At 41.7% G+C, this 13,983-nt stretch carries 7 protein-coding genes; 1 reads left to right on the top strand and 6 read right to left on the bottom strand.

The window, feature by feature from the left end; genetic code table 11:
- The first annotated feature begins 9 nt into the window (after positions 1-9).
- Entirely contained in the window at positions 10-459 is a 450-nt protein-coding gene (locus ACGHVY_RS16960; RefSeq protein ID WP_390600098.1) for a GatB/YqeY domain-containing protein, read from the top strand.
- Positions 460-724: 265 nt separating this feature from the next.
- On the opposite strand, the gene ACGHVY_RS16955 is transcribed toward ACGHVY_RS16960, so the two are convergent.
- The 6 genes from ACGHVY_RS16955 to ACGHVY_RS16930 all read right to left on the bottom strand — a co-directional run bounded on the left by ACGHVY_RS16955 (position 725) and on the right by ACGHVY_RS16930 (position 13,622).
- Positions 725-2,206: a glycoside hydrolase family 30 beta sandwich domain-containing protein gene (locus tag ACGHVY_RS16955; RefSeq protein WP_390600095.1), complete on the bottom strand. Its 1,482-nt coding sequence runs from the start codon at positions 2,204-2,206 to the stop codon at positions 725-727.
- A gap of 81 nt (positions 2,207-2,287) precedes the next feature.
- Positions 2,288-3,838: a sulfatase gene (locus ACGHVY_RS16950; protein ID WP_390600093.1), complete on the bottom strand. Its 1,551-nt coding sequence runs from the start codon at positions 3,836-3,838 to the stop codon at positions 2,288-2,290.
- Between the two features lie 293 nt (positions 3,839-4,131).
- Positions 4,132-5,805, bottom strand: a complete 1,674-nt coding sequence (locus ACGHVY_RS16945; protein ID WP_390600091.1) for a RagB/SusD family nutrient uptake outer membrane protein — start codon at positions 5,803-5,805, stop codon at positions 4,132-4,134.
- 22 nt (positions 5,806-5,827) lie between these two features.
- Positions 5,828-8,590 carry a SusC/RagA family TonB-linked outer membrane protein gene (locus tag ACGHVY_RS16940; RefSeq protein ID WP_390600089.1) on the bottom strand — a complete coding sequence of 921 codons (2,763 nt, stop codon included), beginning with the start codon at positions 8,588-8,590 and terminating at the stop codon, positions 5,828-5,830.
- A gap of 38 nt (positions 8,591-8,628) precedes the next feature.
- A complete protein-coding gene (locus ACGHVY_RS16935; protein ID WP_390600088.1) occupies positions 8,629-10,461 on the bottom strand; it encodes a RagB/SusD family nutrient uptake outer membrane protein in 1,833 nt (610 codons plus the stop codon).
- A gap of 17 nt (positions 10,462-10,478) precedes the next feature.
- Positions 10,479-13,622: a SusC/RagA family TonB-linked outer membrane protein gene (locus ACGHVY_RS16930; protein WP_390600086.1), complete on the bottom strand. Its 3,144-nt coding sequence runs from the start codon at positions 13,620-13,622 to the stop codon at positions 10,479-10,481.
- Between the last annotated feature and the right edge of the window lie 361 nt (positions 13,623-13,983).

Raw genomic sequence — 13,983 nt, 5'->3', positions numbered from 1 at the left:
TATAAAGATATGGATTTATTCGAACAAGTCAGCGAAGACATTAAAAACGCAATGAAGGCAAAAGACAAAGTTGCCCTGGAAACTTTGAGAAATATAAAGAAGTTTTTCCTGGAAGCCAAGACTGCTCCGGGAGCTAACGATACACTGACAGATGAAGCAGCACTCAAGATTATCCAAAAATTAGTGAAACAAGGAAAAGATTCTGCCGAAATCTATATCGGACAGGGACGTCAGGATTTAGCTGACGTGGAATTAGGTCAGGTAGCCGTTATGGAAAAGTATCTTCCGAAACAGATGTCCGCTGAAGAACTGGAAGCAGCATTGAAGGAAATCATCGCTGAAGTAGGCGCTACCAGCGGTAAAGACATGAGTAAAGTGATGGGAGTTGCCTCTAAGAAATTGGCAGGACTTGCAGAAGGACGTGCCATTTCCGCTAAAGTGAAAGAACTTCTGGGATAATCCGCTCTCACTCAAGCTCTGCAAAAGTTTTTGGTTCTTCTTCAAATTTGCTGGTAAAGTTAATTAGGAAAATAATAAATTAATACTATCGACCTACTAAATTACCACCAAATTTAAAGAAGAACCGTTTTTTCTTATTCGATCAACATTTTCAATTTTTATACATCTATAATCAGCTAGTCATAGCGTTCCAGATACCTTTATCTGCAACATATCCGCAAAAGTCTTTTATAGTTCGGAACAATTCACTTACAAATGCTAAAAATTATTTCATACTAAACGTATTGAACGAATGTGCCTCTAAAGTTACATCCAAATACTTATCACCTAACCTCACAGTTAAATTCTTCGGATCGTCATTGAAGTTGGCGGCTACAACCAAATATTTATTCTCCGGTGTAAGGAATATAATAGCAGGTAGTTTATCTTCACCTTTTTCTTTATACTGTAATACTTTAGTTCCCGAAACCACCTTGTTACTGAAATGTTTTACTGCATAATATTCAGGAGTATAAGTGACAGAACCGGTCTTTGAGTCTACACGGATTAATGCATTCTGTTTCCAGCCCCAGCCACTTGTTCCTGCATCACACAAGATAGCATTCCAGAAAGTATATTCCTCACAGCCATTTCCTAAATAGTGATTGATCAAGTTGAAAGTATGTTCGGCCGCTTTCCAGTCGAATGTACCGGAACCACATTCATTCTCAGTTTGCATATACTTATAATTGGGATACTTTTTGCGGATTTCAGGAAGAATTTGTCCACCCCACCATTGGAAACCGATACCTTCAACAGCATCCTCCATGCGAGGATCAGAAAGCACCTTTTCCACCAATTCAATGCGGTTTGTATTGAGCGTACCCAAATACACCTGAACATCGGGGTGCTGTTTCTTCATAGTCGGTGCAAAATATTCCACGTTGAAACGAATAATGCCTTCCGGAGTCCACGCACAAGCCGGATAGATGGAATAAGCCCACGGCTCATTCTGGAACATTACACGAGAAATAGTAACTCCTTCTTCCTGATAAGCAGATACGAATTTGCAGAAGTAATTGGCATAAGTTTGCAAATAGCGAGGATCTTGAATAAAATAGTCGTTGACAGCTACTTGCTTGGGATAAAATGTCTTATTCACATTGTCAGTACCTTCATAAAGAGCTACTTCATGCTTAGCCGGCAATTGGTTCACTTCGGCATTGCTTCTCACAGAATAGTAATGATTGACTTTCATCCAAGAAGGAGGTGACCAGGGAGAAGCCCAAAAAGTCATATCAGGGTTAATACGTTGAACTCTTTTTATATAGGGTATCAATGTTGTTTTATCACGGTTTATATTAAAGTATTTCAATCGGAAGTCTCCTGGCACCTCATCACAACTGTACCAGTTGCGGGCATAGTCATTAGCATTCATAGGAATACGTCCCATGGAAAAGCGCAAATCTCCATCAGGAGAAAACAGCTTGTTTAAAATAATATCCTGTTCTTCAAGAGCCAACATATTGAGAGCATCCCAACCTAATTCATTAAAGCAAGTTCCCCACTTCTTGAATATCTGAATGTTTTCAGTACCGTTTGCTGACAATAAAGGGATATTTTGACTATTTGCTTGTAACTTGGTTTTGGCTTCTTTCCAGACATTATTATCTGTACTGCTAATCCAAATAAAGGATTGAGCGTATATGTTAGAAAAACTGGCTAACAGGCTTCCTAACACACATAATTTCTTTAAACTCATTTTCATTAGTATTTTATTTAGCAATGATTCAAAGCAGGTTAGATAGATGATAATTTATGCAATATTAGTTTTTACATCATATCATTTTTAGTACGTTATCCTATCAGGGAATTTTTGTTCCTTACCCCAACTGTCCTCTGACACTTTCAGCCAGTTTCCAAGTTCCTTTCTCAGTAACTTCGCTTGCTTTGCCGGAATCTCTTCCATCTTCAAAGAATGCATTTGGTACGGATCTTTCAGATTATCAAAAAGCTGATAATTTCCATCTATTGTCACCAAATACGAATAACGGTCGGTACGCACACCTTTTTCTTTCTGCTGATAGAAGAATTGAGAAACAGGTTTCTTTACATTCTTATATTTACCAGTAAGAATGCCTTGCGAATAATCCTTTCCTTTCACAGTTTCAGGAAGTTTGTCTTCGAGATTCATCATACCCAATAAAGTCGGCATAATGTCCGTAGCACCTAACATCAGATCGTTTACCCCCGGATTCAATCGACCGGGATAACGTATAAAGAACGGAATAGAGAACGATTCATCGTAAATCACACTCTTCGCCATACGTCCGTGGCTACCCATCATTTCTCCGTGATCAGCGGCAAATATTAAAATAGTATTGTCCGTCAAACCTTCTTCGTCCAAAACCTTTAACACACGACCTATTTCTTCGTCCACACTCTTCACTAAAGAGAAATAAACTTTAGCCTGAAATGTCAGTTGTTCCAAGTTTTTCACTTGTGTACCCTCACCAAACTTCACATTGGGACGAAGCAAGACTTCTTCCGATTTCAAATCTTTGTAATATTGGTTAAACACCTCTTCCTTACAATCCGTAAGTCTATGATAAGGTGTGTGAGGCGGATTTATACTCCAAAATAAGCTGAAAGGTTTAGAAGCATCCCGCTCCCCTTGTTTATTCCGCAGATAGCCTATCACTACATCCGCCTCCACTTCCGAAGTAAACCGACGATAACGAAACGGTTCACCATCCTTCTGTCCACCCACCAGTTCCGGGCGATTGGAATAGGCTGTAGCGTTAAAGTGACTGTCTTTCAACTGCTGAAACCAATATTTATTACTCTTGCGTCCTCTTCCTTCGGGAATATAGGTATCGTATGGATATACACAATGTCCGCCGGGCTCCTTGGTTGTACCCACATAATTGTTTTCCTTGTCAAACAAAGCTTCTGTACGATGCCAATGCGTTTTTCCCACGTAGGCCGTTTCATAACCGGCTGTCGCAAGTACATCTGTGAAACAAACCAAACTGTCGGGAATACCATTCTGGTTATTCACATGGCAATTACCCGGCACTCCATTCTTCTCCGGAAATGCGCCTGTCATCAACATGGCACGATGAGGACTACTCAACGGACAAGTACTGCACGCCCGATTAAAAACAACACTCTGTTTTGCCAACCTGTCCAGGTTAGGAGTATGAACCGGATCACCTACCGTATTCAGCACATTGCGATATGCCGGATCGCTCCATAAGCTCAATGCATTCAACCGATATTGATCCGGGAAAATATAGACTAGGTTCGGTCGTTGTTCCTGTCCAACAACCTGTGTACACGTTCCTGTAAAAAGAGTTACAGGAAGACTCCAAATAAGTTTGTGTAAAATTCGTTTCATTTCTATTTTAATTTAGACAAAGACTATTCCATATCACTTCTTCTGACTAAAGCTAACTCAACGAGGAACATTCTGTAATTCAACAATCTTATCAAGGTATTGAAAAGCGAAATTCTCACTTCCCACCATTTAATCTACTTGCACTCCAAATGAAGGAAGTCGTACCAATGTGTATACTATAAACTAATAACACAGCCCTATACCCTATAAAAGTAGCGTAGGGCCGTGTTATATACATCTTGTCTTGAGATTCCAAAGACAATCTTACCTATTATCACACATTCAAAAAACTATTACCAACCCGGATTCTGTCCCAGATTAGGATTTTTGTATTTCTCCGTATTAGAAATCGGATAGAAATACAAGTTGTCCGTAATGGTTCTGGTTTCCATCAGGAACTTGGAATATTCAAACTTACCAGCTTCGTTCTTTATGACTTTCACACCATAAATATCAGCAGTCTTATCCAAATCCTTCCAACGACGCACATCCCAAAAACGATGTCCCTCAAAAGCAAATTCCACCCGTCGTTCGTTCTTCAAGCGTTCAATGAAATCAGCTTTTCTCATACCTGCAGGATAAGGAGGCATTTCTACCTTACCACGCGCACGCACTTTATTCACAGCTTCGCGGGCAGTCATAGGATAATCCGCATCTGCATAATCAGGATTTCCAAAAGCATTTATCATTGCTTCCGCATAGTTCAGCAATATTTCGGCATAGCGGAACAAGACCCAGTTATGTTGCGCTTTAGTAGTAGTAGAACCTGACGCAAAGCTGATATTGGGATTAAGATACTTGTACAGATAATACCCTGTAGTAGTAGCGTTAGTCAGAGGAAGTCCATTAGCACCGCCTTCCCATATCTGAAGAGGGGCGCCACACCAATTCATATTATTGTAAACCACGGTTCTTGCCAGACGCGGGTCACGGTTACTGTAAGGATTGGCTGCCATAGTAGGATCATTCCAGTCAAATTTGGAACCGTCTTTCATCTCGAAAGCATCTACCAAATTCTGTGTGGGACAAGTAGAAGTTTTTCCACCCTCTACTCCCATGGGGAAATTGGCTTTCTCAAAATCTCCCGTTTCACCTACACCACGGGCTAAGATCACTTCAGCGCATGTGTTGTTCACTTTACGGAACTGAGCCGTAAGATCATCCACCAGTGTATACCCCAACTCTGAAACATTACCGATGATTTCATAAGCAGCGGACGCAGCTTTCTTCCATTTTTCGGCATTATCTTCCGAATAGAGGGGACTTGCCATGTAAAGCGTAACTCTGGATTTCAAAGCCAAGGCTGCTCCCCGAGTGATACGGCCAATATCTTTGCTGGCAAAACCTTCTGTATAAGTAATAGGCAGTTTGCCTTCAGCAGTAATTTCTGTAAGCTCTTTTACAATGAAGTCCGCTACCAAATCACAACTTTCACGCTTCAAGTTATTCACCTCGTCCTGAGTGAGAACAGTAGTAACCAACGGCACATCATGATAACGCTTAATCAATTCAAAATAATAGAACGCACGAAGAAAGCGTACTTCATAAGGAAAGTTGTTGAATTCCTTCATCATGTCCTTATACTTCTCTGCATTTTCCCAGTCCTCGAAAATTTGCCCCTCAGCCTCCTTCAGATAAAGGTTGGCGGCACGAATGGCTGTGTAGTATTTACTCCATACATCATCTACGAGTCGATTAGCCGACCAAGTACCGTTTACAAAATAATGAATAGCTGAAGACTTGTACACATGTACGGCATCATCTGTAGCCGCATCCTGCATAGCACCTTCCGTATTACAAAAATCTTGAGGCAAATAACTATAAATATTGGTCACCATCTTCTTGGAACGTTCAAAGCTCGTAAAGATGTTTTCCTTTTGGTAATCGTTTGACTCATCGCAGTCCATGAAGTCACATCCGCCCAATATGCAGACCGACATAAGTAATGCTATATGTTTTAATTTCATAAGTTTCATTTCGCTTAAATTATTAGAAACGTAAATTAACGCCAAATGTATATTGAGTCATCAACGGATGGCCGGTAGTTGTCATTTCGGGGTCTATCACACCGTCCATTTTGTCAATGCTGAACAAATCGTGTCCACGGGCAAACAGTCTCATGTGATTTACACCGGGTAACTTGTTTACCCACCTTTGCGGTAAATCATAATACACTTCCAATGTACGCAACTTCAGGTACGAGGCGTCAGCTACCCACAAGGAATTAGTATTATAATTGTTCTTGGAACCATTATAAGTGAGACGAGGATACTTTCCATCGGGATTACCGTCCGTCCAACGATTGTCATAATAATGCTGAGATACGGTATTATTGTTTACCAGCGGACGATAGATACTACGTGTATCAAGCATTTGACTATAATTGGCAACCCCCTGGAACAAGGCAATAAATCCTAATCCTTTGTATTCGGCACCAAGACTGAAACCGTAGTAAATCTCAGGACAAATTTTATTATATCCCAATGCTACCTGATCATATTCATCAATTACTTTATCACCGTTCTGATCTTTGAACTTCAAGTCACCGGGACGTACTTCATCCAATATCTGCTTCACTTCACGTTTTTCAATATCATCCCAACTCTGATAAATCCCTTCCACTTCATAACCAAAATACTGGTTTACAGAGTGTCCGGTACGTTTTAAATAATCATATGGACGATATACTTCATTCATCTCCTTAATTTTATTACGATTGAAGCTGAATTGACCGCCTAACTGATAAGTAACATTTCCTATTTTATCATTCCAGTTAGCCGCAATTTCCACACCATAGCTGTTCACAATACCACTGTTTATATCAGGAGCTGCAATACCTAGTACGGAAGAAAGAGCACCATCACCATCTACCAGAATATCTGTACGATGGTCATAATAGCCATCTATTGATAGAGAAAGACGATTCCATGCCATAAAATCAATACCCGCATTCAACTTATGTGACTTTTCATAAGTTAACCCATCTACAGCGAGACGAGCTTCTTTCATACCGCTGATGGAAGCCGGTGTTTCACCAAAATAATAACTTCCACCACCACTATATGAACCACGGAAAAGTTGTACACCATAGTCAGCACGGCCTGCAGTACCATACGAAGCACGAAGTTTCAACATATTCAGCCAGTCAGCCTTCAAAGCATTTTCTTCTGAAAGGATCCATCCTGCACCTACCGAAGGGAAAATCCCCCAGCGATCATCCGGATCAAGAATACTGGACGCAGAACCCGCCAAAGAGAAATCCAGCAAGTAACGGTTCTTATAAGTATAATGGACTTGCCCCACAATATCCATAAAGGCTCTACCCGTATTCTGACCACGCTTCATCAGCTTGTCCATGCTATAAAGCACAGTAGCGTTCAGCTTATGTTCAGTATTCCAGGTACAGTCATAATTCACCTGCGCATTAATAGTCAGACGACGAACTACATCCTTGATACTGCTACTAAAGTCCAAAGCAGTCTCTTCGGTCAACTTCTTATAAGAATTTTCTTCACCGTCCCACCCCATAGTAGCCTGTTCGGTTGCGTACTTATGCTGGTTGCGTTCCCAATACCGTGCCTCGTTGTCAAAGCCCAGACGTGCGGTAGCAGACAAACCTTTAGTAATAAAACTCAAGTCCTGTGCAAAGTTTATGTCTGCATAAAGGTTACGAGTCTGCCCACGTTCATAACCCGTATCAGAAATCATAGCTATCGGGTTGCTGCCATAAATAGAAGTTGCTCCCCATCGACCACTGGAAGTCTTGACAGGCATAGCACCCGACGGAACTTTATACAACATATCGAATATGTCAGCGGTAGTGGTATAGGGACGATTATCCTCCGCAAAGTTACCACGCATATTAAGTTGCAATTTAGTGGTATTTCCCAACTTAATGTCGAGATTGGTCATAAAGTTCAGTTTAGAGTACTTAAACTGCGTAGAATACCCTTCATTCTCCTCGGTTGGTTGCAAAATACCTTTGTCGTTCAGGTAATTCAGCTGAGTAAAATACTGTACAACATCACCACCTCCACGGAGGGAAAAATTCACATTGTTACCGAAACTATGGTCTCGAAGCGCTTCGTCCATCCAATCCACATTAGGATAGAACTCCGGATAAGTTTGGTCACGGAAAGCATCCAACTCACGCTGGCTGTAACGAGGTGTCGTGGTACCGTCATTTTTCAAGCCTTCATTCATGGCCTGAGCATAAGTATAACCATCCACAAATTCCGGTAAACGGTGTGGTGTACCCATCTTAAACTCATAGTCGAAGGTAATGACCGGTTTCCCCACATGACCACGTTTGGTAGTGATAAGAATCACACCGTTAGCGCCACGCATACCATAAAGCGCCAGTGAAGCGGCATCTTTCAGTACACTGACAGACTCGATGTCTTGCACAGCAAGATTATCGATGCTACGTTCATAACCATCAATCAATATCAACGGACTCTTACTACTAGTAGTACCTACACCGCGTACATAAAGTGTAGCACCGTTTTCCCATTCATTCCCTCCATTCTGCAAAACCTGAAGACCGGGAATCAGTCCAAACAAAGCGTTGGAGGCTACCGTACTGGTACGGTGACCCAATTCATCAGCCGTAGCCATGCCACCGGCGGTAGTCGCTTCCTTCTTGCTGAACGAGATACCCCGTCCGTAATGCTGTATGCTGTCTGCTACCTGAGCTGCCGCAATGGAAGAACACAACAGCCCTGTAATGATTAGCTTTATACTTTTTTCCATAAGGATAGTATGATTACTTTATTCAATAATATATTATGTTATTCCCAACCAGGATTTTGAACCAATCCGTACCCTTTGTTCACCTCTTTGGGAGGGAATGCACTCAAATACCACTTCGGAGAGAAGCCACCGGCCTTCTGCCAAGCTCTTTCTTTCAGTTGCGGGAACTCAAACAGATATTCTCCTGTTTTCTTATGCTTATAGAAATAAAGACCATGCAGATGTTTAGTAAAGTCCGTCTCACGTTTCCAGCGAATAAGATCATAGAAACGAACTTCCTCAAAGCCAAATTCACAGGCACGTTCACGAAGTACTGCTTCACGGAATTCGTCCTTGTTCAAACCTGCCTTCAAATCACCCAGACCTACACGATTTCTCACCGCATTGATATAAGAATAAGCCTCACCGGTACGATTACATTCATTCAACGCCTCAGCATATGACAAATAGACCTCAGCCAAACGCAACAACGGCCACTGAATGACACGACCACTCCATTCCCCTTGACGGTCGAGTAAAAACTTACGTGCTGTCAGACCGTTAGTAGTTAGCCCTTTATCATCCAGGTTGACACTTTTATTATTATAATGTTCACCTTTCGGATAATTTGTCTTATCTTTTGAATATTGCCGATATATAGCAGCCACACCGCTACCGAACTTGTCACCATCCAACAGAATAGTTTCACACAGACGAGGGTCACGATTAACAAACGGATTTTTAGCATGTTCTTGATTATTCCAGTCAAAATCGCTTCCATCTGCCATAGGGAACATATCGAAGTACTCCTTGGTAACTCCCCAAGCACCCCAACGTGCACTTTGCATGATCCCCCCGATATTGTTGGTCTTATAATGGCGGCGTACCGAAATCAATGATTCTGTCGTACCTCGTGTATAGTAAGCGTCACGGAATGCCATACGCGGTTCTCCCCCTTTCACCAAATCGTAGAAACCTTCCTTATTCAATGCCTTAAAAAAGTCTTCGCCTGCTTTTGCGGCATCTTCCCAACGTTTTTGGTCATATCCCCCAAACCAAGTCATCAATTTTTCGGAAGCTTCGCCCTCATAATAAGGCATCTCATTATTAAACAAGGGACTTGCAGCAAACAAAAGTACACGCACTTTCAATCCCATAGCAGAAGCACGGGTCAGGCGACCACTCCAGTTGTCAGATTCTTCTTCAGTAACATTCCAGGGAAGCTCTTTACAATCAATAGCCTCATCCAGCAATCTCACGATAAAATTTACGGTCTCCTGCAAAGTGGCACGGGCAGGAAATCCCAAACCATCTTCTGCGGAAATAGCTCGGTCTACAATAGGCAGACCACCAAAGTGACGAAGCATCTCGGCATATTGAGTAGCAATCACAATTTTAGCCTCCGCTTTCAAACGCAACTTCTCAGCTTCATCCATATCAGGCACACGGTCTACATTCTCTATAAACACCCAAGCCATGCGGATACTTTTCCAGCTATTACGCCGGGTAAAGCCGTATTTGGTAGCTCCGTCTCCATCGGACGCCTCTTCCGAACCGGCATTGTAAGCACCACTGTAATAAACTTTATTAGGACCATCCCAGGTCAAAGCTGAATTACACAAATCCGTCAAATCTTCCTGAATTCCAAACCACATATTGGTAGAAAAACCATAACTGTTACTTGCCCAAAATGCGTATGGCAAATTACCATAACTATTCCACAGCACCCGACGCGCATATACCGCTGTAGAAAAGATGGTATCAATGGTAACATCCGAACTAGGAGGTTTCTGAAGGAATTTTTCACCCAGCGCAAAGTCCTCGCATGATATTGTGGTAATCAGTAAAGTCCCCAACATCAATCCTTGAAAATATCTTGTAAGTGATTTCATATCATTCTATTTTTTAATTAAAAACCTACTTTCAAACCAAAGTTGATAACCATCACCAATGGATAATTAGCTCTTGCAGCAGATTTCGACTCCGGGTCTATCACGTCCAATTTATCAAATGTAAGCAGGTTATAACCGGTAGCATATACACGCAAACTGCCTAAATGCATCTTATTCAAAATTTTCTTGGAGAAACTGTAACCCACTTCCACATTCTTCAGACGTAAGTAAGAAGCATCACGCAACCATAAATCAGAGTCATAGTAATTGTTACTTCTGTTCACAAACGAGATAGCGGGATATTTAGCCGCACTCCCCTTTTGTGTCCAGGTATCGGTAACAAAATATTTCATCAGTGAACGTTGGTTAGTCTGCCCAAAAGGATAACGGAAAACGTCGTCCAACATACGTGAAGTCTTGGCAGCCCCCGCCCAAGTCATGCTGATGTCAAATCCCTTGTAAGAAATACCATAGTTGATACCATATGACAACTGCGGATAGTTAGTATTACCGATAGCGGTAATATCATTCTGGTCTATCTTTTTATCACCGTTCAAGTCCATATACATCACATCGCCAGGCTTGGGAGTAATGCCATGATCAGGAATACCTCCATGTCCTTCGGTGGCATATCGTTCCACATCCTCCTCGGAGAAATACCCGGCAAACTTACGACCAAAATGCTGACCGACAGATTTACCGGTACGTTGCATATAAGCATACGGATAAGTCACCTCGTCCATATAAATAATCTTGTTTTTGGTACGCGAAATATTAAATCCGATATTATATCTCAATTTGTTAATTTTATCTCTCCAATTCACATTGATTTCATATCCCTTATTGTCTACCTTACCGATGTTAGCGGTAGGAAGCGTCACAGCCAAATAACCGGGGTCAGTTCCACGGGAAGTCAGGATATCACGGCGGTGTTCGATGAAGTAGTCAAAGTTCACCTTCAATTTGCTATTAAAGAAATAAGCGTCAACACCATAATTCTGTTTAGCAGCCGTTTCCCAAGTCACATTAGGATTTCCCTTCTTTGCCTCGTTGGCACCTGTAGTAATAGAACTGCCACTACCGAAGTAGAAACCACCATTGGAAGCATTGTATACGTCCGGCAGATAGAGGAAACGGGACTTATCACTCACACGATCATTACCTACGATACCATAAGATACACGCATTTTCAGGTAGTCCATAAAAGTTTTTACCGGCTTCATGAAATTCTCTTCTGATATCACCCAACCCACAGAGAACGCGGGAAACAAACCGAAACGTTTGCCCGGAGCAAAGTTCTCCGATCCGTTGTATCCCATATTCACATCGAACATATAACGGGTGTTATAGTCGTAAGTAGCACGTCCCACCAAACCGATATAACTTCTCGGAATTGACAAAAACGCCGAAGGGCCGCTAGGGTAATAAGTGATAGATTGATTATACATTACAAGTCCCGAAACGTGGTGTTTGCCAAAGTCACGTTTATAGTTCAGGGCAGCTTCCACATACCAGTCCTTACCACGGCCGATAGCTTCTTCATAGCCTAATATATTTTCTTCATCCACACGGCGAAGCAGTACCGATCCGTCGGATTGTATCAACGGCTCGTAATGAGGAGTTTTACCACGTCTTTTTTTAGTAAGAGAAACAGAACTATTATAAGCACCTTTCACATGAGCTTTCAAGCCTTTGGTTATAAAGTTCAACTTCTGTTCTAACAAGAAGTCGAAATTCAGCGTATTACCATAAGTCACATCATAACCTCGTCCGTAATAAGTGTACATGGCATCACGCATATCACCGAAAGAACTAGAAATATTACGCGCATCCGCCCACACCCATTTTCCGTCCACGATACCTGAACCGGAAAATGGAACAGCCCAATAAATACCACGGAAAATAGTCTCAATACTGGACAGACCCGATTCTCCATCCACACCTGGAGTGTGTTTGTCATTGACACGTCCACCCACATTCACACGAAGCTGTGTAGTCTTTGTCAAATCCACATCCAAATTCAAACGATAATTGTAGCGATTGTAGCTGTAATTGTCATCATAATCTTTTTGATAACAGTTAAAGAGCCCGTCCTGAGTAAATACACCGAGTGACGCGAAATAGCGCACTCTCTGCGAACCGCCCGAAATGGTCAAGTTATGTTGCGTTTGTAGAGCCGTATTACGTACCAAATAGTCCATCCAGTCCGTATCCGGATAAGCCAACGGATTGCTGTGAGTGCGAAACCCTTCAATAGCTTCCGGTTTGAACGCCAGTTGGGCTTCGGTGTATCCATCGTGAAGCTGGGCGTTATTATATGCCGTGGCATATTCATAGCTATTAGCAAAATCAGGTAATCGAGTAGGTGTCTGTAAGGCAAATGAAGTAGAGAAGCTAACTTTCGCTTTCCCTTCCTGCCCGCGTTTGGTTGTCACCAAAATAACGCCATTAGCACCACGTACCCCGAACACAGCCGTTGCAGAAGCATCTTTCAATACCGTAATATCTTCCACTTCATTAGGATCGAGTTGGAAGAAACTGCGTTCTACTCCATCCACCAAAAACAAAGGCTGAGACATGGATTCGTTCAATGATCCCACACCACGCACATATACTGTGGGATCGTCACTACCCGGCTGACCGGAAGTCTGGATGGCAGACAAACCTGGCATTTTACCTGCCAATGCATTACCAATACTTGATACCGGACTTTTCAATACGTCTTTTGTTGTAATAGACGACATTGCTCCTGTTACCGTCACTTTCTTGGTAGCACCATAAGCCACCACCTGTATTTCCTGTAACTCTTGAACATTTTCATTCAGTTCGATTTTTAAGGTGGATTCTCCGGTATACTTTATTTCTTTATCCTTATATCCCACATAAGATATAACGATAGTAGCACCTATCGGAACTTCCAGTTTAAAGTTACCATCCACATCAGTAATAACCCCACTGGTAGTTCCCTTTACAATTACACTGGCACCAATTACCGGACCGTGACTATCAGTCACTGTTCCGGTAATCATTCTGCGGTTCTGTTGCACAATAGAACTTGCAACAGAGGCCTCTCCCGACACACTATTTCCTATAGGGAAAGCCATTTGCCCAAATGACAAAAACGTCGCCAATAGCCATACCTGTCTCTGAGGTATCTTCATTGGAAAGAAGAAGTTTTCCATCTCTTTTAAATTTAAGAATTATAAAATATATTATTAAAAAGGTTCTATCAATAATTCACAAAATTAAATAGATTTTAGACATTGAGAGCCATCTATTATTCACAAGAAGGTAGCATATTATACACAATCAACAATAAGGTATTTATGTACAAAAACACCCCATAACCAAACAATAATACCCCATATTACAGCAAGTCTCCTCCCATCATCAAGTACGCAGAGTTGTAGTTATTTCGTTGCAAATCCATAGTCCCCCGGTTTATAGCGCTTTGCACAGAGAAAGCACAACTCTATTACAACAGAAAAAAAGATTTAAAACATGTTTTCACAATTAGATATA

Source organism: Bacteroides sp. f07 (assembly GCF_042854785.1).
Classification (GTDB): domain Bacteria; phylum Bacteroidota; class Bacteroidia; order Bacteroidales; family Bacteroidaceae; genus Bacteroides.
This window is presented reverse-complemented; position numbering and strand designations above follow the sequence as displayed.

Bases quoted from the DNA above. Each gene is read 5' to 3' on its own strand.
- ACGHVY_RS16935 (WP_390600088.1), bottom strand. From the start codon at position 10,461: ATGAAATCACTTACAAGATATTTTCAAGGATTGATGTTGGGGACTTTA.
- ACGHVY_RS16955 (WP_390600095.1), bottom strand. From the start codon at position 2,206: ATGAAAATGAGTTTAAAGAAATTATGTGTGTTAGGAAGCCTGTTAGCC.
- ACGHVY_RS16930 (WP_390600086.1), bottom strand. From the start codon at position 13,622: ATGAAGATACCTCAGAGACAGGTATGGCTATTGGCGACGTTTTTGTCA.
- ACGHVY_RS16960 (WP_390600098.1), top strand. From the start codon at position 10: ATGGATTTATTCGAACAAGTCAGCGAAGACATTAAAAACGCAATGAAG.
- ACGHVY_RS16945 (WP_390600091.1), bottom strand. From the start codon at position 5,805: ATGAAATTAAAACATATAGCATTACTTATGTCGGTCTGCATATTGGGC.
- ACGHVY_RS16950 (WP_390600093.1), bottom strand. From the start codon at position 3,838: ATGAAACGAATTTTACACAAACTTATTTGGAGTCTTCCTGTAACTCTT.
- ACGHVY_RS16940 (WP_390600089.1), bottom strand. From the start codon at position 8,590: ATGGAAAAAAGTATAAAGCTAATCATTACAGGGCTGTTGTGTTCTTCC.